The sequence below is a fragment of the Sandarakinorhabdus sp. genome, assembly GCF_040398665.1.
Lineage (GTDB): Bacteria > Pseudomonadota > Alphaproteobacteria > Sphingomonadales > Sphingomonadaceae > Sandarakinorhabdus.
On record NZ_JBBATQ010000001.1, the window covers coordinates 451794 to 474251 of the forward strand.

The following is a 22458-nucleotide window of genomic DNA, read 5'->3' on the forward strand; positions in this document are numbered from 1 at the left end:
ACAACTGCGAAGCCGAACCTGGGGGTAGCTGCATGAAATTCCTGATCGCAATCGCCGCGACGCTGGTGGCGGCCGCACCGGCGCTGGCCAGCACGCCGGCGGAGCTGCACGCGTTGTTCGCCGATTGGCGGCGCTTCCATAATGCCACCGTGGCGGGTGTGCCCGATTACACGCCGGCCGCCAACGCGGCGCGCGCTGCGGGCCTCGTGCAATATCAGGCTAAGCTGAAGGCCATCGACACAACGGGCTGGGCAGTGGCCGACAAGGTCGATCGCGAACTGGTGCAGGCCGAACTGAACGGACTGAAATTCTTCCTGGAAACGCTGAAGCCCTGGGAGCGCGACCCCGCCTGGTATGCCAGCGTGTGGATCGCGCAGAGCGACACGCCGGCGCACGAAGGCCCGGTGCATGTCGCGCCGATCGAGCTTTGGCAATATGATTTCCCGCTCAGCAAGGCCGATGCGGCGAAGCTGGCCGGCGAACTGGCGACGATCCCGCCGCTGCTGACCCAGGCGCGCGGCAACCTGACCGGCAATGCCGCCGACATTTGGAACGCCAGCAGCGTTTCGCTCGTCGAACAGGCCGATGCGCTGCGCGATCTGCAAGCCAAGGTGAAGGGCAACAAGCCGCTGGAAAAGGCCACGGCTGGGGCGCTGGCGGCCACGGAGAGCTTCATCGCCTGGGTGAAGGCCGAGGCGCCGAAGAAGACCGGGCCATCGGGCGTCGGCATCGCGGCCTACGACTGGTTCCTGAAGCATGTGCAGTTGTCGCCCTACACCTGGTCCGACGAGGTGGCGATCCTGAAGCGCGAACTGGCGCGCGCCCATAGTGGCCTGCGCCTGGAGGAGAACAACCACAAGGCGCTGCCCGCGCTGACCAGCCCGGCCAGCCAGGCCGAATGGGACGCCAAGAGCCTGAAAGACATCGACCATTTCATCGCGTTCATGGACAAGACCGGCGTGGCAACCATCCGCCCCTACATGAAGCCGGAACTGGTCAAGCGCATCGGCACGTGGCTGCCGGCCGACAAGCAGAATTTCTTCGCGATCGCACAAGGGCGCTCGCCGAACAGCCTGTTCGCGCATTTCTATCACTGGTGGGATCTGGCGGAGATGAAGGAGCGCCCGAACCCGTCGCCGATCCGGCGCGAGCCGTTGCTCTACAACATCTGGTTGAGCCGATCCGAAGGCAATGCCACCGCGATGGAAGCGATGATGCTGGACGCCGGCCTGTTCGACAACGAGCCGCGCAGCCGCGAAGTCGTATGGATCATGCAGGCCCAGCGCGCGGCACGCGGGCTGGCGTCCCTCTATGCGCAGGCCAATCAGATCGATCTGAAGGCGGCAATGGCCATGCAGGTCGGTCGCACGCCCAATGGCTGGATGAGCCCCGATCTGCCTTTGCTCGGCTTTGAACAGTCACTCTATCTGCGCTTCCCCGGCTATGGCCCCAGCTACATCACCGGCAAGGCGCAGGTGGAACGGCTGTTCGCCGAACTGGCCGAACAGGAACAGGCCGGGCTGCCGGGCGGGACGTTCAGCGTGAAGGGCTTCTATGATCGCTTCGGCGATTTCGGCATGATCCCGCTCAGCCTGATCCGCTGGCAATGGCTGGGTGCGACCGATGAAGTGACCGCGATGGGCATCACGCCATGAGGCGGCTGCTTGGCCTTGCTGCGGTCTCGCTGCTGCTGGCGACCCCGGCGCTGGCGGCGACTCACGCCGATTTGGTCGCGCTCCACAAGCAGTTCCGCAGCGACATCGCCTTCACTTCGCAGGCGCATGTCGCCGATCACACGCCGGCCGCCATGACGCGGCGCGAAGCGGTGGCGCAGGCGGCGCTGGCGCGGCTGGAGGCGATGGACGACAGCAGCTGGCCGGTGGCGGAGCGGGTGGACTGGATGATCACGCTCAGCGAGATCCGTTCCGTGCTGTTCCAGCATCGCCATCTGCGCCAGTGGCAGCGCGATCCATCGTGGTGGGCGACGCTGAATATCGGCTGGGGGCCAAAGGTGGCCACGGCCTGGGCGCCGCCGAAACTTCCCTTGAAAGACAAGGCCGCACGCGCCGATCTGGCAGCGAAACTGGCCAGCGTGCCGGCCGCGCTGGCCGCGGCGCGCACCGCGCTGACCGACATGAAGGGCGATCTGATCACGCTGGGGCTGGCGCATCACCGCATCGAAGCCCGGCTCTATGCGCGCATGGCGGCTGATCTGGCCAAATCCGATCCGGCGCTGGCCAAGGCGGCGCGCGCCGCCGAAGCCGCCTCACGCAGCTTTGCCGACTGGCTGGAATCCATGCACCCCAAGGTGCCAGCCAGCGCCGGCATCGGCCGGCCGGCGATGGATTGGTATCTGGCGCATGTGCTCTATTACCCGTGGAATTCGGCGGAAATGCTGGTGCTGGGGGAGCGCGAATGGGAACGCAGCGTCACCTTCCTGAAGATCGAGGAGCAGGAGCATCGCGGGACGCCGATGCTGCCGGCCGTCACCACGCTGGCGGATTTCGAGCGCATCCGGCGCGAGGCGGATGAAGATATATTGGCCTATATCAAGGCCAGGGATCTGATGACCGTGCCCGACTGGCTGGTCGTGCCGCCGCCCGAAGGCCCCTACGTGATGCCGCAGAATCAGGATCCGGCCGCCGGCGGGCCTTTCGATCTGCCGATCCGCCGCAATTTCTTCCGCGAAGCCGAAGACCGCGACCCGCGCAGCTTGCGGGCGCACAATCTGCCCGGCCATATCTTTGATTCCATGTGGCGGCGGCGCGATCCGCGCCCGATCCGCGGCCAGGCGCCGGTCGGCTTTCTCGATTCGCAGCGGATGGAGGGCTGGGCCTTCTATCTGGAAGAAATGATGCTGCAGGCCGGCTGGCTCGATGCCCGCCCCAAGGCGCGCGAAATCCACTATATCCTGCAGGCCAATCGCGCCGCCCGGCTGGCGCCCGAACTGAAGCTGCAGGCCGGTGAATGGAGCCTGGACCAGGCGCTGACCAGCCTGACGGAGCGCACGCCCTACTGGATGGAAAAGACCGACGACACCGCCGCCTTCGACATGGCGCTCTATGTGCGGCAGCCGGGGCTGGGGCTGAATTATTATTTCGGCAAATTGCAGCTGGAACAGTTGGTGGCCGAGGTCGGCCACCGCGACGGCCAGGCCTTCAACCTTGGCCGGTTCCACGATCGCTTCATCGCCAGCGGCATCATCCCGATCGCGCTGACGCGCTGGGAATTGCTGGGCGATGACACGCAGGTGAAGCGCTTCCGGAATGCGCCGCCGATGCCGTGAGGGCTTGAAGCGAAGAAGGCGACTCCCTCCCCGCAAGGGGGAGGGAGTTGTTCAACCCTGTTGCCCCTACTTCCCCCCGCGCGGGATCAGCAGCAGTTCCGTTTGCCGGCCATCGATCCAGCGCCAGTCCTTGCCGTTGAAGAAGCCGTCCACTTCCAACGGGAAGCGCACGTCGCTGCCGCCCCATTCCGGCACCTTGTGCAACGCCGCCAGCTCGATCGACCAGGCGGTATCGGGATAGATGCGATATTCGCCGAGGCCGGGGATGATGTCCTGCCGTTCCCAGGCGCCGATCCACGGCCCGGCGCCGTGGCCGTGCTGGCCGATGGCGTGGGTGTAGATCACCGGGTTCAGGCCCTGTGCGATGGCCTTGGCGCGCGCGGCGGCGAGCAATTGATTGCCGGTCAGGCCCGTGCGGTACGATGAGGTCAACGCATCCTGCACCTTGTTGGCGGCGGCCATGCCGGCCTTCAGGCCTGCCGGCGCCTCGGTTTCGCCGGGTTTGAGCACATAGGCCAGCATCTGCGTATCGGTTTTCAGGCCCATCATGCCGGCACAGAAATCGACATGCAGCAGATCGCCCGGCATGATCACATTGTTTTCGGGCAGTGTTTGCCGGCCCGGCGTGACGGCGGCGGCGTTGGCGCGCTGAATGTCCACCGATGGCTGGCACCAGGCATCCTGGCGCAGATCGGCGAGCCGCTCGCGATACCACCACACCACATCCTGCGTGGTGGTGACGCCGGGCGTGATCACCTTTTCCGACAGGCCTTCCGGAATCAGCGCATGGGCGACGCGCATGATGCCCTGATAGACGTCGAGATCTTCAGGTGTGCGGGTTTCCAGCACGCCCAGTGCCAGCCGGTCATGGCTTTCGATGCGACTGGCCAGCGGGCCGAGCGCGGCGACAAGCTGGCGATGTTCGCCAGCGCTGAGGCCATCGGCGAGGCCCAAATCGCGGCTGATGTTGACGGCGATGCGCTTTGGTTTGCGTTCCCCCACCAGTTGCGCGACGCGGGCCCATTGATCGGGCTGCGCCTCCGGGTTCCAGGCCGACGGGAACAGATCACCGACCGGATAGCGGGCGATGGCGAAACGCTCGACGCTGGTGCCGTTGTCGAAGAAGATCAGCACCATGCGCCGCCGCGCCGAGGCCCAGGTGGCGGGCAGCATGGCCTTGACCACCGGGTCTTCATTATACTCGCGGGCGACGAGGATCCACATGTCCACACCGACCTCGCGCATGATGCGCGGCACCACGCGATCGAGCCGCGCCTTGACCAGGCGATCGTGTGTGGCAACGCGATCCCGCAGGGGCGGCACACCGGGGCGCTGGTAATCTTGCGCAATGGCGGGCGCGGCAACCGCCAGCAGCAGCGCGGCAAACAATGTCTTCATGGCCTCATCCCCTCGTACTTGCGGCGCTCCAGATAGAAATGCAGGCCCAGCGGCAGCACATGATACGGCTGCGCCAGGCCAAGCGCGCGCGCGCAGCGCAGCACGAAGCCCGAATCGGCCAGCAGCTCGCGGCCCACAGCCACCAGATCGGCCGCGTCATCGGCGATGGCGCCATTGGCAACCAAGCCGTCCATGATCAGCCCCACGGCCATGCTCGGCACGCCGGCGGCTTTCACCGCGGCAGCCAAAGGCACCATGTAACCGGGCGCCGGCGGGCTGCCGGTGACCCCGGACGGCCCGCTGGTGCCGCCCGACGAGCAATCGACCACATCGACGCCCACCGCGTGGAGACGCAGGGCCAGTGCCACCGTGTCGTCGATGGTCACGCCGGTATCGACCGCCGACGTGCGCCAGAACAACGGCATGGTTTCAGGAATGGCGGCGCGCACGGCGCGAGCCAGCAGTTCGGCAAACAGGCCGCGATCCTGGCCGAACGCGTCGTCGCGCTGGTTGCTGAGCGGCGAGAGGAAGCTGCCGGCGAGATAACCGTGGGCGCCATGCAGTTCGATGAAATCGAAGCCGGCCGCGACGGCGCGGCGGGCGGCGGCGACGAAGGCGGCGATCACCGCGTCGATGCCGGCAGCGTCCAGCGCCTGCGGCACCTGCCAGCCCTCACCAAATTGTATCGCGCTGGGGGCGACGCTGGCCCACCAATCGGGATGATCGGCCGGCAGCGGCCGCGCGCCATCGAACGGCGTGGCGGCGGTCGCCTTGCGCCCGGCATGGGCGAGCTGGATGCCGACCGGCACGCCTTGATCCCGGTACAGCGCGGTCAGGGCGCTGAGGCCGGGCAGATGATCATCGCTCCAGATGCCAAGGCACCCCGGCGTGATGCGGCCTTCCGGCAGCACCGCCGTCGCTTCGAAGATCGCGCCGCCCAGCCCGGACAGCGACAGCCGGCCGTGGTGCGCCGTGTGCCAACGCTGCGCCACGCCAGCGACGGCGCGATATTGGCACATGGGGGACAGGATGATGCGGTTGGGAAAGGTCACGCCGCGGGAGGTGAATGGCGTGAACAATGCCGGACTCTGGGCGGGCACATTCATGCCGCGGCGCGCCCGTCGATCTCGATCAGTGCAGCGTCAATCTCGTCGAACACGGCGCGGATGGCCTTCACCTTGGTCCGGCCTTCCTCGCCCAGGGCGGCGAATTTGGTGAGCGGATCGCGGACGTCGCCCACGGGATAGCCCTGTGCGGCGGCCAGCGCCTTGGAATAGCATTGGTGGCCATAGGTCGGGTGGCCTTCGGCGATGATCTTGTCGAACTTGTGCACCAGATGCTGGATGCGCGCAGCCTCCTTGATGCGGCCTTCTTCCAGCAGCGTCCACATGCGGGTCGTCTGATACGGCAGATAATTGCCATAGGGGTTCACATAGCCGACGGCGCCGAGCAGGAAGCTTTCCACCGGCTTTTCGCCGGCAAAGACGTTCATCACGCCATGGGTTTCCTCGATGATCTCGAAGACGCGGGCGATGTCCTGGCTGGCTTCCTTGATGTAGCGCACCTGTTCGAAGGCCGCCGTCAACCGCGCCACCAGCGCCGCCTTCATGTCGCGGTTGGAGGTGAACGGGTTGTTGTAGATCATGATCGGCAACTGCACGTCGGCACAGATCGCCTTGTAATAGTTGAAGATTTCATCATCGGTGGGCGTGTAATAATAAGGCGGGATGATCATCAGGCCATCGGCGCCCAGATCCTGCGCTTCGCGGCTGTAGCGCACGGCGCTGGCGGTATAGGCGTTCATGGTGCCGACCATCACCTGATAGCGGCCGGCGGCATGCTTGACGGTCGCGTCCACCAGCCGGCGGCGTTCATCATCGGAAATGGTCAGGAATTCGCCGGTGGTACCCAGGATGATCACGCCGGGCACGCCGGATTCCAGCTGCCAATCCAGAAACGCATGCAGCCGGCCGAGATCGAGATCGCTGCCGCTGTCGTTGAAGGGGGTGACGATCACTGAATGGCTGCCGCGAAAGGCCTTGGTCATGGCAAAATCCCTGTCTGAAGCTCGAAAACCGTCGATTTTCGCACAAATGGAAGCATAGCGAACAGAACTGCCGCGGAAAAGCGCCGTGTTGGCATGTTCAATGACGAATGATGGCGCGCATGAAGGCCTGGGTGCGCGGCTGGGCGGGCGTGGTGAACATTGCGGCGGGCGGTCCGCGCTCGATCACCCGGCCGGCATCCATCATCACCACGGCGCTGGAGATTTCGCGCACGAAGGCCATTTCGTGGCTGACGATCACCATGGTGATGCCGGTGGCCGCCAGATCGCGCACCGTATCGAGCACTTCGCCCACGCGTTCGGGATCGAGCGCCGAAGTGACTTCATCGAGCAGCAAGATGTCCGGCTGCATGGCCAGTGCGCGGGCGATCGCCACACGCTGCTGTTGCCCGCCCGACAGTTGCGCCGGATATTTGTGCAGATGATCGGCCAGGCCGACGCGCGCCAGCAATTCGCGGCCGCGCGCTTCGGCCTGCGCCTCCGGCACGCCCAACGCCCGCACCGGCGCCAGGCAGACATTGGCCAGTGCGGTCATGTTCTGGAACAGATTATATTGCTGGAACACCATGGTCATGCGCCGGCGCAGCGCGGTGAGTGCCGGCTTGCTGGCATAATCCACCGCCACGCCGTCCAGCATCACCTGGCCGCCGCTGGCCGGGGTCAGGCCCATCAGCACGCGCAGCAGGGTGGATTTGCCCGATCCCGATGGCCCGATCAGGCTGATGATGTCGCCACGTTCAGCGCTCAGGCTGACGCCGTTCAATATGGGCGCGCCGCCATAGCCGGCGGCCAGGTCAGCGATGGTGAGCAGCGCCACGGCGGTTCTCCAGCAGGGTTTCGAGGGCCTTGGCCGCGCGGCCCAGCGGCCAGCTCAGCAGCGCATAGAGGATCAGCACGGCACCGAAGCCGAGCACCGGCGACACGCCCTTGTTGACGAGGATCTTGCCGGCAAAGGCCAGTTCGACCACGCCGATCTGGCTGGCCAGCGCCGTATCCTTGATGAACATCACCATGAAGGCGGCGGCCGGCGGCAGGATGACGCCCCAGGCCTGCGGCAGCATCACCAGCCGCAGTGTATCGAGCCACGACAGCCCGAGCATGGCGGCCGAATCGCGCTGCGCCTGCGGCACCGATTCAAGGCCGGCGCGGACAATTTCGGACAGATAGGCCGAAGCCGCCAGCGTGACAGCAATCGTGGCGACCCCGATCAGCGCCAGATCGGGCGCGAAGGCCTGCACGCAGAACAGCACCAGCATCAGGATCACCAGGAACGGCAGCCGCCGGAAGGTTTCGATGTACAGCGCCGCCAAGCCCCGCGCCGGGGCCAGCCAGGGCGCGCGGCTGCCGCGCAGCACCGCCAGCGCGCCGCCCAACGCCAGCCCGATGCTGCACCCGATGAGGGTCATCAACAGCGTGCGGCCCAGCGCCTGCACCAGAAACAGTGCCGTATCGGCGGTGAAAAAGGCATCGGCTCCCGCCATCAGCGTTGCAGTTTCAGCACGTGGCGACCGAACAGGGCCAATGCGCCCGACGCGATCAGGGTGAGCAAGATGTAGATCAGGCCGGTGACCGCGAACGTCTCGATGGTGCGCAGATTGGCGGTGGAGATATTGATGGCGCGCCCGGTGAGTTCCTCCACCCCGAACAGCGCCGCCATCGAACTGCCCAGCACCAGCACGATGAAGAAATTGGCCAGCGGGCGATAGACGGCGGCGACGATGGCCGGCAGCATGACAAAGCGCAGCCGATCGCGCGCCGACAGGCCGAGCACGGCGGCGGCCTCAAGCTCTGACGCGCGCAGCGCCGCGATGCCGCCGCGAAGGATATCGGCAAGATAGGCCGCGGCGTTGAGCGTGAGGCCGAGCGTGACCGCGACAAACGCCGGCAGCAGCACGCCGGCATCGGGCAGCGCATAATAAAGCAGGAAAATCTGCACCAGCGCAGGCGTGTTGGTGATGGCCGACACATAGGCGCCGGCCGCGCGCTGCGCCCAGGCCGGGCCGCTGTGGCGGGCCAGCGCCAGCACCAGGCCCAGCACCGCGCCGGAACCAAAGGCGATGCCGGCGATCTGCAGGCTGATCAAGGCACCGCCGGCAAGATAGGGCAGCGCCGCGATCACCGGCTGCCAATCGAAACGATAACGGCCGCCGCCGGTGCTGGCCGCCACCGGGCGCAATTGTTCCGGGCCGGGCGGCACCGTCATCGCCGCGCCATAGGCACCGCGCCACAGCCGATCAATGCTGCCATCACGGTGCAGGGCGATCAGCGCGGTATCGATGGCGGCCCGCAAGGGCTCATTGCCCTTGGGCAGGCCAATCCCGCACCAGGCGGTGAAAATCGGTTCCGGCAGCACGCGCCACGCGACATCCGGATACAGCCGCGTGAAGCCGATGAAGAAATCGACATTTTCCACCAGCGCGTCGGCACGCCCCTGCGCAATGGCGCGAATAGTATCGGCATTGCCATCGACCAGCAGGCGTTTTGGCCGCGGCAGTTTTTCGGCCAGCACCGATACAGACTGGTTGCCGCGCATGTTGACCAGCGTGAGATCGCTGCGGTTCAGGTCCTGCCAGCGCGTGACCGGCGTGGCCGCGGTGGTGATCACGCCCATGGCTTCGCTGTGCAGCGGCACCGAAAAATCGATCAGCGCGCGGCGTTCCGGCGTGATGGTGAGCGCACCCAGCGACACATCGATGCGCCCCGACACCAGGAAGGGCACGCGGCTCGCGGCCTCGGTGGGCACCAGTTCGGCGCGCACGCCCAGGCGCTGCGCCAGCGCCCGCGCCACATTCACGTCGAAACCCTGCAACTGGCCACCGGGACCAAAGCTGCTCATCGGCGGGAAATTCGGATTGACGCCAACGCGCAGCACACCGCTGGCCTTGATCGTGGCAAGGTCGCGCGCAGCGGCGGGCAGGGCGAACAACAACAGGATGAGGGCGATCAGCCGGCGCAGCATGGCTCAGCCCCCGTCCCGGGCAGCGATGGCGGCGATGGTGACCGGCTTGAACGGCGGGCGCGGCGCGAACAATTCGGTCGGGTTTCCGGCGTCGACCATGCGCACGGCCAACTGGGGCGCGCAATATCGCCCCTGGCAGCGGCCCATGCCGGCCCGCGTGGCGCGCTTGATGCTGCCGATGTCGCGCTCCCCCGCCGCGATCAGCGTTTCGATGCGCGCCAGCGAGACGGATTCGCAGCGGCAGAGCAGGGTTTCGGATGTCGTCCGCGGGGCGGCCCCGGCCAGCGGTGCAAACATCTGCCACAACCCGCGTTGAAACCGCTGCGCGCGGGCCAGATCGCGGCGGGCCTGTTCGTCCTGCCGTTCCAGGGAAGCCGGCAGCGTGCCGATCAGGTCGCGCGCGGCCGCCGCCCCGGCCAGCCGGCCTTGCGCCTGCGCCGCCACCGCGCCGCCGAGGCCGCCGCCATCGCCCGCGACGAACACGCATTCCAGCGACGTACGCCCGCTGTCATCGCGCTGCACGGACAGGCCATCGCTGGCCATGGCGCAACCCAGGGCGCGCGGGAGCTCGGCCTGCGGCTGGAAACCGGCGCCGATGCACACGGCGTCGATGTCGAACCAGCGTTCGGGGCCACCGGGCGCCGCGATGGCCACCGCTTCGACGCGGGTGGCGCCGGCGATGCGCGTGACGTCATGGCCGAACAGCAAGGGCACGCCGGCCCGCACCAGCTTTGCCAGTTGTGCCGCGCCCATGAGGGCCAGCCCGGCATGGCTCGTCAGCATCGCCGCCAGCGCGCCGATTTGAGCAGGGCCGGGCCGCGGCGCCTGTTCCACCACGGCCACCACGGTAACGCCCGCCGCCAGCAGCTCACAGGCCAATTGCAGATTGAGCGGGCCATTGCCGGCGACCAGCACGCGCGCACCCGGCGCCACCGCACTGCCGCGCAGCAGGGTTTGCGCCGCGCCGGTGGTCATCACGCCGGGCAGCGTCCAGCCCGGCACCGGCCACGGCCGTTCCATGGCGCCGGCCGCGACCACCAGCCGGCGGGCACGCACCTGCGCCGGGCCATCCGGCGTGGTGACCGCCACCGCCACGCCATCGCCATCGCCATCCTGCGCGGCGTGCCAGGCCATGCAGCCGCGCCAGATCGCCGCGCCGCTGGCGACTGCTTGTTCGATCAGCGTGCGGCCAGCGGCGAACTGCCGGTCGATGGCGGTCGCATCGATGGTCAGGCCCTCACCGGGCTGCTTGAAATATTGGCCGCCGGGCTTGGCGCGTTCATCGGCCAGAATAACCGACAGGCCGGCCGCGCGCGCCGCCAGCGTGGCCGCCAATCCGGCCGGGCCGGCCCCCACCACCAGCAGATCGCAGCTGTGATGGGTGAGCGTCTGTATGGGTTGCGGCTGGGCCACCACGCGCGCCGGCAGCGGTTCCACCTGCTGCCCCGGTTCGGCCGCCGTCATGCAGGCGCGGCGCGGCGCCCCATCGACCAGCACGCTGCATTCGCCGCACACGCCCATGCCGCAATAAATGCCCCGATCATCGCCACCGGCTGTACGGCGCAGCGCCAGTTCACCCGCCGCCAGCAGCGCCGCGGCCAGCGTCTCGCCGGGAAAGGCCTGGATGGTGCGGCCAGCAAATTGCAGGCCAAAGCCGGCGCCGGCGCGCTCCACCCCAGGCAGGCTCACCCGCATCAGCGGATATAGCTCGCGCCGTTGACATCGAGCGTCGCGCCCGAAAGCTGCGGCACCGCACCCGACGCCAGGAAGGCCACCAGTCGGCCGAGCTCATCCGGCGTCACCCATTCGCCGCTGGCCAGCGTGGCGGATACCGCGGCTTCCCCGCCATTGGTGGCCGCGAACTGTTCGGACAGGCGGGTGCGCACGACGCCCGGCGTGATGACATAGGCCAGGATTTTCTGCCGTGCATAGGCGCGGGCGATGGACTGGGTGGCGGCGCGGATCGCCGCCTTTGATGCGCCATAGGCTATGGTGGCGGGGTTGGTGACCCCGCGCTGCGCCGCCCAACTGCCGATGGAGATGATCGCGCCCCCCTGATCCTTGCCGCCATCGGCTTCAAGATAATGCTGCACGGCGCGGCGCATCAGCCGGGCCGGGGCCTTCACGTTCACGGTGAGCGCCGCATCCCACACCGCGTCCCAATGATCGACCGGTGCATCAATGCCACCGGAAAAATCCATCACCGCCGCGTTGTTGACCAGCACATCGATGCGGCCGCGCCAGGCCAGCGCCGCATCCCACAGCGATTCGACCGCATTCAGATCGGCCAGATCGGCCTGAACCAGCAACAGGCGGTCGGCCGGGATGGCGGCGGTGGCGGCTTCGGCCCCGGCGCGGTCACTGCCATAATGCGCCACCAGATGCGCGCCCGAAGCGCCCAGGATCGCCGCGGTGGCCGCGCCGATGCCCTTGGACGCGCCGGTGAGCAGGATGGTCTTGCCGGTCAGATCAACTGCGGGATGCATGGTTCAGACCAGCACCGACAGCGGGTCGTGATGGACCAGCCCCAGCGCCGCCGCCACCGCGGCGTTGGTGATCTGCCCGCGATGCACATTCAGCCCGGCGCGCAGGCCCGCATCGGTGTGGAGCGCGCCCAGGCCTTGGGCCGCCAGCGCCAGCACATAGGGCAAGGTGGCATTGTTCAGCGCGGCGCTGCTGGTTTTCGGCACCGCGCCGGGCATGTTGGCGACGCAATAATGGATGATGCCACCCACATCATAGGTCGGATCGTCGTGGGTGGTCGGCCGGCTGGTTTCGGCGCAACCGCCCTGATCGATGGCAACATCGACAATCACGGCGCCGGGGATCATCAGCTTCAGATCAGCGCGGGTGATCAGCTTGGGCGCGCTGGCGCCGGGGATCAGCGCCGCGCCCACCACCACGTCGGCCGCGGCCAGTTCCTCCTCCAGCACGGCGCGGCTGCCGGTGCGGGTGCGCACGCGGCCGCCGAACAGATCATCCAGCCGACGCAGTTGCGGCAAGGAGCGATCGATGATGGTGACTTCCGCGCCCAGCCCTACCGCCATGCGCGCCGCCTGGGTGCCGACCACGCCGCCGCCGATGATCACCACCCGCGCCGGCTTCACGCCGGGCACCCCGCCCAGCAGAAGACCCATGCCGCCGGCATGGCGACGCAGCGCCTGGCCCGCGGCTTCGATGGCCAGCCGGCCGGCCACTTCGCTCATCGGCGCGAGCAGCGGCAAATGGCCAGCCCCATCGGTGACCGTTTCATAGGCGATGGCGGTGCAGCGCGAGGCGATCAGACCGTGGGCCTGATCGGGATCGGGGGCGAGATGGAGATAGGTGAACAAGATCTGCCCATCGCGCAGTTGCGCCCATTCGCTGGCTTGCGGCTCCTTCACCTTCACGATCATGTCGGCACGGGCGAAGACGCTGGCGGCGTCCGCTGCGATTTCGGCGCCAGCGGCCACATAGGCCGCATCATCGGCGCCGATGCCCGCACCAGCGCCGGTTTCGATCAGCACCTGATGGCCGTGCACCACACACTCGCGCACGCTGCCGGGGGTCAGCCCGACCCGATATTCGTGGCGCTTGATTTCGCGGGGGACACCGATGAGCATGATGAAAGGTCCTGACTATGGGGCACAGGGGGTATGGGGGAGTATGGGCCTAGACCGGGGCACCGCGCCAGCCATCACGCAACTGGCGTTTCAGCACCTTGCCGATCTCGCTGCGCGGCAGCTCGGTCGATACTTCAATGCCAACCAAACGTTGCGTCTTGCCAAGCCGGGCGTTGGCCCATTCGAGCAGCGCTTGCGGATCAACGGCTTCACGCAACACCACGAACGCCACCGGCGATTCGCCCCACGCCGCGGACGGCACGCCCACCACGGCGGCATCCTGCACCGCCGGGTGCGCCATCAGCACCTGTTCCAGATCGATGGGATAGATGTTGAAGCCGCCGGAAATCACCACATCCTTGGCGCGATCGAGCAGGGTGAGGAAACCGTCCGCATCAAAGCGCCCGATATCGCCGGTGCGGATGAAACGCTCGCCTTGCCCGCTGTACCATAAGGCGGCGCGTGTCGCGTCTGGCAGCTTGTGATATCCGGTCATCATCGCCGGGGAACGGCCGACGACTTCGCCGGTGGCGCCTGGCGGCAATTCCAGGCCCTGTTCATCGATGATGCGGATGTCGCTGCCTGCCGCCGGCTGGCCGACGCTGGCCAATTTGTCGGGATGCGCGTGGCATTGCAGGATGCAGGTGCCACCGCCCTCGGTCATGCCATAATATTCGGTGAGGCCGCCGGGCCAGCGCGCCAGCACTCGCGCCTTCAAGGCGGCAGAGAAGGGCGCGGACGTGCAGAATTTGCGTTGCCAACTGGAAACATCGAAACGGTCGAAGTCGGGATGGTCCATGATCCGCTGATACTGCACCGGCACCAGCATGGTGTGGGTGGCGCGATGGCGCTGGCCGAGATCGAGAAATTCCGTGACGGAGAATTTCGGCAGCAGCACCAGGGTGCCGCCCAGGCCGAGCGTGGGGATCACGCTGACCAGCGTGGTGTTGCTGTACAGCGGGGTCGCCACCAGCGTGATGCTATCCGCGCCATAGCCTTGCGTCACCCCGCGCTGCACATGCGCCCAGCGCTGGCGGTGCGGTTGCACGATGCCTTTCGGCCGGCCGGTGGTGCCGCTGCTGTAGATCAGGTTGAACGGATCATCGGGGCCGATCGCCACGTCTGGCGGCGCGGTGCCGGGCGGCGGCAGCCAGGCATCAAGGTCGGCCAGTGCGGCATCGTCGAAGAATAGCGCGGCATCGGCATCGACCACCATGGCGGCGATGGTATCGGCTGTGGCGGATTGCGGCAGCGGCGCGACCGCCAGCCCGGCACGCAGCGCACCCAGCCACAGCACCAGATAATCCGGCTGCATGGTGGCGGAAATGGCGATGCAGTCACCCTTGCCCAGGCCTTCGCGCCCCAGCGCTGCCGCCACCCTGTCAATGCGCGCATCGAGTGCCGCCCAACTGAGAACGGTATCGCCGCAGAGGATCGCCGGCTTGGCACCCTGCCGGGCGCCGGCGCGAATCAGATCGGAGAAGGGCGTGAACTGGTCTGGCAACATCATGCGATCCACATTCTACACCGGCTTCCCTTGTGCGCAAGAAGACCATATTGTGCGACATGCGCACCAATGCCAAGAAATTTGCTGCGCGAGAGGGACCGATGACCAGCCGCCGCGCGCACCCGTTCATGCCCAACGACACAGCCGCGCGCCAAGCCGAATTGCTGGCCACGCTGGGGCTGGACAATGTCGAGCCGTTGTTTGCCCAGATCCCCGCCGCACACCGCCAGAGCGCGCTGCCCGATCTGCCGCCGGCGCTGACCAGCGAGGTCGAGCTGGCGCGCTATCTGAAGCAAACATTGGCGCGCAACCGCCCCGCAACGGACAGCTTGAGCTTTCTGGGTGGCGGCATCTGGCAGCATCATGTGCCGGCGGTGGTCGATGAAATCGTCGGCCGCAGCGAATTTCTCACGCCCGTCTGGGGCACGCCGAGCAGTGATTTCGGCCGCAACCAGGCCTGGTTCGAATTCACCAGCCAGTTGGGCGCGCTGCTGCAAATGGAGCTGGTCGGCCTGCCGGTCTACAGTTGGGGTGCAGCGCTGGGCCAAGCGGCGCGCATGGCGCTGCGGCTGACGGGACGGCAGCGCCTGCTGGTGCCGGCCGCCATGTGTCCGCAGCGCCGCGCCGTGCTCGATGGCTATGCCGGGTCCGCTGATCCCGCCCTGCATCTGGTGGTGGAGGCGGTGCCGTGTGACGCGGTCGGGCGCATCGATCTGGCGGCGCTGGCCGGGATGATCGGGGCAGATGTCGCGGCAGTCTATTATGAAAATCCGGCGTGGATGGGCGGTCTGGAGACCAGTGCCGCCGCGCTGGCCGAACTGGCCCATGCGGCCGGCGCGCTGGTGATTGCCGGGGTCGATCCGTCCTGCCTGGGCGTGATTGCGCCGCCCGGCGCGTTGGGCGCCGATCTCGCCGTGGGCACCATCCAGCCGCTGGGCATCCACATGCATGCCGGCGGCGGGGTGGGCGGCTTCATCGCCAGCGCCGATGATCCGCGCATCGCGGCGGAATATCCCACCCTGCTCAACAGCCTGGCGACCACGGTGGATGGCCGGATGGGGTTTGGCCTGATGCTGTTCCACCAATCCAGCTATGGCAGCCGCGAGCTGGGCAAGGACTGGACCGGCAACAGCACCTATTTGTGGGCGATCGCCGCCACCGCCTACATGGCGCTGCTGGGGCCGGAAGGCTTTGCCGAGCTGGGCCGGCTGATCCTCGCGCGCACCGCCCTGCTGGCCGATACGCTGGCCGCGGTGCCGGGCGTGACGGTGCCGGTGACGCGCGGGCTGTTCAAGGAGGTGGTGGCGGACTTCGCGGGCACGGGCCGCGATGTCGCCAGCATCAATGCCGCCCTGCTCGACCGGCACGACATGTTCGGCGGCATCGCCATCGACACCCACCGCGCGATCTTTGCCGTCACCGAATGCCACAGCGAAGCCGACATTGCCCGGCTGGGCGCAGCGCTGCAGGCGGTGCTCGCATGAGCCGCCTGCGCCGCTTCCACGCCGCCCGCTGGGACGAGCCGCTGATCCACCGCATCGGCGCGCCCGGCCGGCGCGGCCAGCATTTCCCGCTGGCCGACGCAAACGGGTTGGTGCCGGCTGGTCTTGCCCGCAGCGCGCCGCCCGATCTGCCCGAGCTGAGCGAGCCGGAAGTGCTGCACCATTATCTGCGGCTGTCCCAGGAAACCATGGGCATGCTGGGGGTCAGCCTGTTCGGCACCTGCACGATGAAATATAATCCGCGTGCCGGCGAACTGGCGGCGCGCGCGCTGGCCGGCGTGCATCCGCAGCAACCGCCGGAAACCCTGCAAGGCCTGCTCGAATGCGTGCATGGCCTTGATCTGGCGTTGCGGGCGCTGTCGGGCATGGATCGCTTCACCTTTCAGGCGGCCGGCGGGGCGGATGCGGCGTGGACGCAGGCGGTGATCACCCGCGCCTGGCATGCGGCGCGCGGGGAGGGAAACACGCGCACGCAGATCATCACCAGCCTGCAAAGCCACCCGTGCAACCCCGCCACCGCAGCGACCGCCGGTTATGGGATCATCACCCTGCCGCTGGGTGCCAATGGCTATCCCAGCCTCGATGCGCTGAAGGCGGCGCTGGGGCCGAACACGGCGGCGCTGATGATCAACAATCCCGACGACATGGGGGTTTATAATCCAGAGATCACCGAATGGGTGCGGCTGACCAAGGCAGCCGGCGCGCTGGCATTCTATGATCATGCCAATTTCAACGGCGTGATGACGAAAATCCGCGCGCGTGATCTCGGCTTTGATGCCTGCATGTTCATGCTGCACAAGACGTTCGGCGTGTCCAAGGGCGGCGGCGGCCCGGCAGTGGGGGCCTATGGCTGCACGGCGGAACTGGCGCCGTTCCTGCCCGGCCCGCTGGTGACGCGGCAGGGCGGCGCCTATGCGCTGGAAACGCCGGTGCACATGGCAGCGCGCGTGCGCGAATATATGGGCAATCTGCAGCAGGTGGTGAAGGCCTGGGCGTGGACAAGGTCGATGGGCGCGCAGGGGCTTGCCGATGCGTCCGACATGTCGGTGCTGCTCAACAATTACATGGAAACCCGATTGCTGGGCTTGCGCGGGGTCACACGATCGCATCCCGAACAGGCGCTGCCGCGTCTGGAGATGACCCGCTACAGCCTGGGGACCTTGTTCGAAGAGACGGGGGTGAGCGCGGTCGACGTGCAGAACCGCATGGCGGATTTCGGCATCGATGCCTTCTGGCTGAGCCATGAACCATGGATCGTGCCGCAGCCGTTCACCCCCGAAGCCGGCGAGATGTGGTCGAAAGAGGATATCGATTACTGGATCGACGGGCTCGAAGCCGTGATCGCCGAAGCCTATGCCGATCCGGCGCGCGTGCTGGGCGCACCGCACAACCAGGTGGTGGGCAAGCTGGATGCCAGCGATCTGGATGATCCGGCGAATTGGGCCACGACCTGGGCAGCGTGGCGGCGCAAACAGGGGGATCGCCTGCCGGGCGAATGACGGCAAACCCGTGATTGTTGAAATCAATAGGCATGCGGGGCCATTGCCCGGTAAGATGCAGTCAACCTATGCAAGGGGCGAAGGGCAGAATTGCAATGGCCGTGGCCGAAATCGATGATCTGACCGATCGTGACTATGTGAATTCGCTGGCGCGCGGGCTGGAAGTCATCTGCGCCTTCACCCGCACCCGCCCGCGCATGACGTTGAGCGAAGTGGCGCAGGAAACCGGGCTGACGCGCGCCACGGTCCGCCGGCTGCTGCTCACCCTGGTGCGCGAAGGCTATGCCGAAAAGGACGAGAAGATCTTCAGCCTGAAGCCCAAGGTGCTGGATCTGGGCTATTCGGCGCTGTCGTCGATGGGCATCTTGGATGTGGCGCAGCCGGTGATGAACGAGCTGGCCCGCACGTTGAATGAATCGGTGTTCTGCGCCGTGCTGACCGGCGCGGATGTCACCTACATCGCCCGCGCCCGGTCCGATCGCTATGTCAATGTCTCCATCGCGGTGGGGGGGCGCGCGTCGGCGCATGCCGTGTCCACCGGGCGGGTGCTGCTGGCGGCGGAACCGGCCGAGGCACTGGAGCGCTATCTCGATCGCGTGACCCTGCGGGCGTTCACGCCGCACACGCTGACATCGAAGGCCAAGCTGCGCGCCGAAATCGAGCGGGCAGCGCGCGAAGGCCACAGCATTGTCGATCAGGAACTGGAAATCGGCCTGGGATCGATTTCGGTGCCGATCCGCAGCGATGAAGGCCGGGTACTGGCAGCGCTCAACGTCTGCTGCCCCTCTTCACGCATGACGCAGGATGAGATGCGCAAACAGATCCTGCCGCAGTTGCTGGCGGCCTCGCAGGCGATCACCCGCGGGCTGTGATTGCAGCACTTCAGCTCCCTCCCCCTCGCGGGGAGGGAGTCAAGAGTTGCGCAAACCGGCTTGTCCGGCCACCCAGGCCGCCACTTGCGCATGCGTGGCAAACCACACCTGGCCCTGCGCGCGTTCGATCAGGGCCTCGAGAATCCAGATGCGGCTGCGATAGCCGATGACGAACGGATGCATCACCAACTGGAACAGGCCGCCATCGGCGATCGCGCCATCCAGTTCGCGGGCGAAAATCTCGAACACCTGATCCGGTGGTGTCCACGGCCGCGTGGCGGGATTGCGGTTGAACAGCAGATAGACCGCATCATCGCGCAGCCATTCCACCGGAATTTCGACGATGCCGCTGGGCCGGCCGTCGATCAGCAGTTCATACGGATCGTCGTCGGCCATCAGCGAGCTATCATAGGCCAGGCCCATTTCGGCGACGATTTCGATGGTGTTCGGGGACAGATCCCAGTTCGCCGATCGGAACCCCAGCGGGCCGCCGCCGGCCAGCGGCGCGATCACATCGCGGGCGCGCAGCATCAGATCGCGTTCGGTGGCGGCATCGAGCTGGCTGTTGTTTTCGTGAATCCAGCCGTGCAGGCCGAGTTCGTGGCCGGCGCCGACGATGCGCCGGCTTTCTTGCGCGTCGATCAGCGCGCACATGGCCGGCATGAAGAAACTCGCCGGCACATCGTGGCGGGCCAGCACATCAAGGATGCGCGGCACGCCGACGCGGCGGCCAAATTCGCCCCACGCCAGCCGGCCGGTGGCGCTGCCGCCGCCGCCCAGTTCAAAACATTCATGATCACAGTCAAAGCTGAGCGCCACCGCCGCGCGGGCGCCGCCGGGCCACTGCGCCGGCGCCAGCGACCGGCCGGCGCGCACCCGGCCGATCAGGCGGCGCACCTCGGCCTCGCTTTGGTTCCAGGGCTGATCGATCATCTCGCGCTTCCCCCGCGTGTGCGTCCGTGCTTGATGCAACACTCTGCCGTTCTTGCACAGGACCGCCATGGGCGATGCCAGATGAAGTAATCGTGATCGGTGGCGGTCTGGCCGGCTGCCTGACCGCGCTGCACCTCGCCCGCGCCGGCGTGGGTGTCCGCCTGATCGAAGCCGGCGTGATCGGCGGCCAGGCCAGCAGCGCCAATGCCGGCAGTCTGCACGCGCAGATTCCGCATGATCCGTTCCGCAATCTGGGGGCAGATTGGGCCAGGCGCTTCGCCCCGGCCGTGACCATGCTCAAGGAATCGCTGTTGCTGTGGCGCGATCTGGAAGCGCTGGTCGGCGCGGACCTGGAGGTGCATTTCGGCGGCGGCCTGCTGGTGGCGCACAACGAAGCCGAAATGGCCGAAATCCGCGCCAAGGTCGCCATCGAGCGCGCCGCCGGGCTGGAGATCGACCTGCTGGATCAACCGGCCCTGCGGGCGTTGGCGCCCTATCTGGGCCATGATGCGGTGGGCGGGGCGTTTTGCGCCGGCGAGGGCAAGGCCAATCCGCTGGTGGTGACGCCGGCAATCGCCCGCGCCGCCGTCGCGGCCGGTGCGATCATCGAAGCGGGCACCGGCGCGGTGACGATCGCCCGCGATGGCGGTGGTCATGCTGTGGTCGCCGGGGCGCGGCGCTGGCGCGCGGGCCGCCTGGTGCTGGCCGCAGGCAGCGCCACGGGCACGCTGGCGGCGGGCGTGGGCGCGACGCTGCCGATCCAGGCCTTCCCCATCCAGGTGAGCGTGACCGAGCCGGCCGCGCCGCTGGTGCCGCATCTTGTCTATTGCGCCGGTGCCAAGCTCACCTTGAAGCAGGCGAAGAACGGCACGCTGCTGATCGGCGGCGGCTGGGACGCGCGGATTGATGCGCGCGGACGGCCGCAGGTGGACATGGACAATCTCAGCCGCAACCTGGGTGTGGCGGCGCGGGTGGTGCCGGCGCTGGCGGGGTTGCATCTGGTGCGCAGTTGGGCGGCGTATGTGAACGGCACCGAAGATTGGCTGCCGATCATCGGCGAACTGCCGCAGGCACCAGGCGTGTTCATCAACTATGTGCCGTGGCTGGGCTTTTCCGGCGGCCCGGCGGCCAGCCTGGCCGTGGCAGCACTGGTGCAGGGGCAGGCACCGCCAACGGGCGTCGATTGGGCGGCGTTCAGACCCGGATGCTGATTGCTTGTTGGCGTGCGTTCAAGTCCGCGAATTGCTTGTTGGCGTGCGTTCAAGTCCGCACACTGAAAGGCAAGGGCACCAGATCCGGCGCGACCCAGCCGCGCCGGGCGGTGACGCTGAACAGCGTGTCGTGGCGCCAGAACCGTTCCGGCCAATATTTGTCGCCCAGCATGCCGGTCATCAGCCAGGCCAGCTGGGTGGCCAGGTCGCCCGAGGGGGCCAGCGTGAGCCCGGCCCGCACCGCAGCGATGGATGCGATCGTGATCGAATGATGATAGCCCATGGTGTCGCTGTTCGCGGCGCCACAGGCTTCGTTGTAACGGCGGATCAGGCCGGGCATGTCGGCTTCGGCGTCCAGATCGCGGCGCGCGGCGATCACATGGGCAGCGGCTGCCACGTGCGCGGCATGGGTCCATTCCGGCCTGGGCAAGGTGGCGGCGATCAGACCTTCACCGATCCGGGTGATGGCAGCGGGATCGTACATGTCGGACACCATGCCATGGGCCAGCAAAACGTGAACGGGCAAAACGCGAACGCACGCGACATGACGGAGCGGGGGGTGGTGCTGCCGGGGAGGATTGAACTCCCGACCTCAGCCTTACCAAGGATGCGCTCTACCACTGAGCTACGGCAGCACGGCCCCACGCTTGTGCCTGCCGGGCTCGCCCGTCAGGAAGCGGCCCTATGGCCAAGCCCCGCCACAGTGTCAAGCACTGGCACCAAATGCGGCGCTGCGATCGGCTGGACTCGATTGCATTCACATGAGGTCTTAAAGAGCCCGCTCGGGCTCAGCCTGTCGAATCCGGTCCTCGCGAGCCGGATCCGACAAGCGCAGCCCGCGCGGGTGTATCAACACGCAATTGAGTCTGGAACGCGGCGATGACAACGGAAAGCGAACGACAGGCAAAGGCCCGCGCCGACAGGCTGGCAGCGGCGCTGCGGGCGAATTTGCGGAAACGCAAAGGGCTGGGGGATGCGGGCGATCCGGCCCGCAATCAGCACCCAGCCCCTGAACAATCCGTCGATTAGCTCTTGGCGGTCAGTGCCTTGGCGACGGCCGCCATCACTTCCGGCGAGGTCGGCGTGGTCTTGGTGCCGAAGGCGGCGATCAGCTTGCCATCCTTGCCGATCAGATATTTGTGGAAATTCCACTGCGGCGTCTGCGATTCACCCAGCGTGTTCGCCGCCCACTTGTACACCGGAATGGCCTTGGCGCCCTTCACCACGGCCTTTTCGGTCATCGGGAACTTGATGCCGAACTTGCTTTCGCAGAACTGCTTCACTTCGCTGTTGCTGCCATATTCCTGATCGCCGAAATCGCCCGACGGCACGCCGATCACGGTGAAGCCCTTCGCCTTGTAGCTGTCGTGCAACTGCTGCAGGCCTTCGTACTGCGGGGTGAAGCCGCACATCGATGCGGTGTTGACCAGCAGCACAACCTTGCCCTTGTACTGCGCCATCGGCATCGGCTTGCCATCGATGGTCTTCAGGTTGAATTCGTGCAGGCTCTGCGGGCCGGGTGCGGCGGCAACCAGCGCGGTCAGGGCGGCGGCGGCAAGGGCAATCTGCTTCATCATTTCGGTTCTCCCATCCAATTCCACATGCGCCATAGCATGTTGTCGCA

The 22458-nt window shown here is 67.1% G+C and carries 19 protein-coding genes and 1 tRNA gene; 6 read left to right on the forward strand and 14 right to left on the reverse strand.

Translation table 11 applies throughout. The features are described from left to right. Window positions 1-32 precede the first annotated feature (32 nt). Complete coding sequence (locus tag ABWP22_RS02170) at window positions 33-1655, forward strand: DUF885 family protein (RefSeq protein ID WP_353198279.1); 1623 nt, start codon at window positions 33-35, stop codon at window positions 1653-1655. Then, window positions 1652-3286 (forward strand): DUF885 family protein, encoded by a 1635-nt coding sequence (locus ABWP22_RS02175; RefSeq protein WP_353198280.1) that lies wholly within the window; start codon window positions 1652-1654, stop codon window positions 3284-3286. Before ABWP22_RS02170 ends, ABWP22_RS02175 begins: the two co-directional genes overlap by 4 nt. A 66-nt stretch (window positions 3287-3352) precedes the next feature. On the opposite strand, the gene ABWP22_RS02180 is transcribed toward ABWP22_RS02175, so the two are convergent. From ABWP22_RS02180 to ABWP22_RS02225, 10 genes are all read right to left on the reverse strand, one after another. Next, window positions 3353-4684 (reverse strand): M24 family metallopeptidase, encoded by a 1332-nt coding sequence (locus ABWP22_RS02180; RefSeq protein WP_353198281.1) that lies wholly within the window; start codon window positions 4682-4684, stop codon window positions 3353-3355. Further along, window positions 4681-5790 carry an oxidoreductase gene (locus ABWP22_RS02185; RefSeq protein ID WP_353198282.1) on the reverse strand — a complete coding sequence of 370 codons (1110 nt, stop codon included), beginning with the start codon at window positions 5788-5790 and terminating at the stop codon, window positions 4681-4683. The genes ABWP22_RS02180 and ABWP22_RS02185 overlap by 4 nt, the downstream gene beginning before the upstream one ends. Continuing rightward, window positions 5787-6731 (reverse strand): dihydrodipicolinate synthase family protein, encoded by a 945-nt coding sequence (locus ABWP22_RS02190; protein WP_353198283.1) that lies wholly within the window; start codon window positions 6729-6731, stop codon window positions 5787-5789. The genes ABWP22_RS02185 and ABWP22_RS02190 overlap by 4 nt, the downstream gene beginning before the upstream one ends. 97 nt (window positions 6732-6828) lie before the next feature. Beyond that, window positions 6829-7566: an amino acid ABC transporter ATP-binding protein gene (locus tag ABWP22_RS02195; RefSeq protein ID WP_353198284.1), complete on the reverse strand. Its 738-nt coding sequence runs from the start codon at window positions 7564-7566 to the stop codon at window positions 6829-6831. Further along, window positions 7544-8230 carry an amino acid ABC transporter permease gene (locus ABWP22_RS02200; protein ID WP_353198285.1) on the reverse strand — a complete coding sequence of 229 codons (687 nt, stop codon included), beginning with the start codon at window positions 8228-8230 and terminating at the stop codon, window positions 7544-7546. The genes ABWP22_RS02195 and ABWP22_RS02200 overlap by 23 nt, the downstream gene beginning before the upstream one ends. Further along, complete coding sequence (locus tag ABWP22_RS02205) at window positions 8230-9708, reverse strand: ABC transporter substrate-binding protein/permease (protein ID WP_353198286.1); 1479 nt, start codon at window positions 9706-9708, stop codon at window positions 8230-8232. Before ABWP22_RS02205 ends, ABWP22_RS02200 begins: the two co-directional genes overlap by 1 nt. Before the next feature lie 3 nt (window positions 9709-9711). Then, the gene (locus ABWP22_RS02210; protein WP_353198287.1) at window positions 9712-11397 is read right to left on the reverse strand and encodes an FAD-dependent oxidoreductase; all 1686 of its coding nucleotides are present in this window, start codon (window positions 11395-11397) and stop codon (window positions 9712-9714) included. Between the two features lie 5 nt (window positions 11398-11402). Continuing rightward, window positions 11403-12194 (reverse strand): SDR family NAD(P)-dependent oxidoreductase, encoded by a 792-nt coding sequence (locus ABWP22_RS02215; protein WP_353198288.1) that lies wholly within the window; start codon window positions 12192-12194, stop codon window positions 11403-11405. Window positions 12195-12197: 3 nt separating this feature from the next. Continuing rightward, complete coding sequence (gene ald / locus ABWP22_RS02220; protein WP_353198289.1) at window positions 12198-13310, reverse strand: alanine dehydrogenase; 1113 nt, start codon at window positions 13308-13310, stop codon at window positions 12198-12200. 49 nt (window positions 13311-13359) lie between these two features. After that, complete coding sequence (locus ABWP22_RS02225; RefSeq protein ID WP_353198290.1) at window positions 13360-14820, reverse strand: class I adenylate-forming enzyme family protein; 1461 nt, start codon at window positions 14818-14820, stop codon at window positions 13360-13362. A 98-nt stretch (window positions 14821-14918) separates the two neighbouring features. On the opposite strand from ABWP22_RS02225, the gene ABWP22_RS02230 reads away from it, so the two are divergent. From ABWP22_RS02230 to ABWP22_RS02240, 3 genes are all read left to right on the forward strand, one after another. Then, a complete protein-coding gene (locus ABWP22_RS02230; protein ID WP_353198291.1) occupies window positions 14919-16301 on the forward strand; it encodes a PLP-dependent aminotransferase family protein in 1383 nt (460 codons plus the stop codon). After that, window positions 16298-17818 carry an aminomethyl-transferring glycine dehydrogenase subunit GcvPB gene (gene gcvPB, locus ABWP22_RS02235; RefSeq protein ID WP_353198292.1) on the forward strand — a complete coding sequence of 507 codons (1521 nt, stop codon included), beginning with the start codon at window positions 16298-16300 and terminating at the stop codon, window positions 17816-17818. Before ABWP22_RS02230 ends, gcvPB begins: the two co-directional genes overlap by 4 nt. Window positions 17819-17919: 101 nt before the next feature. Continuing rightward, window positions 17920-18690: an IclR family transcriptional regulator domain-containing protein gene (locus ABWP22_RS02240; protein ID WP_353198293.1), complete on the forward strand. Its 771-nt coding sequence runs from the start codon at window positions 17920-17922 to the stop codon at window positions 18688-18690. Between the two features lie 39 nt (window positions 18691-18729). Here ABWP22_RS02240 and ABWP22_RS02245 read toward each other — a convergent pair whose 3' ends face one another. Beyond that, the gene (locus ABWP22_RS02245) at window positions 18730-19623 is read right to left on the reverse strand and encodes a polysaccharide deacetylase family protein (RefSeq protein WP_353198294.1); all 894 of its coding nucleotides are present in this window, start codon (window positions 19621-19623) and stop codon (window positions 18730-18732) included. Window positions 19624-19697: 74 nt separating this feature from the next. Here ABWP22_RS02245 and ABWP22_RS02250 point away from each other — a divergent pair, with 74 nt between their 5' ends. Next, window positions 19698-20834 carry an NAD(P)/FAD-dependent oxidoreductase gene (locus ABWP22_RS02250; RefSeq protein WP_353198295.1) on the forward strand — a complete coding sequence of 379 codons (1137 nt, stop codon included), beginning with the start codon at window positions 19698-19700 and terminating at the stop codon, window positions 20832-20834. Window positions 20835-20883: 49 nt separating this feature from the next. Here ABWP22_RS02250 and ABWP22_RS02255 read toward each other — a convergent pair whose 3' ends face one another. The 3 genes from ABWP22_RS02255 to ABWP22_RS02265 form a co-directional block, all read right to left on the reverse strand. Continuing rightward, window positions 20884-21318: a hypothetical protein gene (locus ABWP22_RS02255; protein ID WP_353198296.1), complete on the reverse strand. Its 435-nt coding sequence runs from the start codon at window positions 21316-21318 to the stop codon at window positions 20884-20886. Window positions 21319-21394: 76 nt separating this feature from the next. Beyond that, a tRNA-Thr gene (locus ABWP22_RS02260) sits at window positions 21395-21469 on the reverse strand. A 390-nt stretch (window positions 21470-21859) separates the two neighbouring features. Then, window positions 21860-22411, reverse strand: coding sequence for a glutathione peroxidase (locus ABWP22_RS02265; protein WP_353198297.1), 552 nt, complete (start codon window positions 22409-22411; stop codon window positions 21860-21862). Window positions 22412-22458 lie beyond the last annotated feature (47 nt).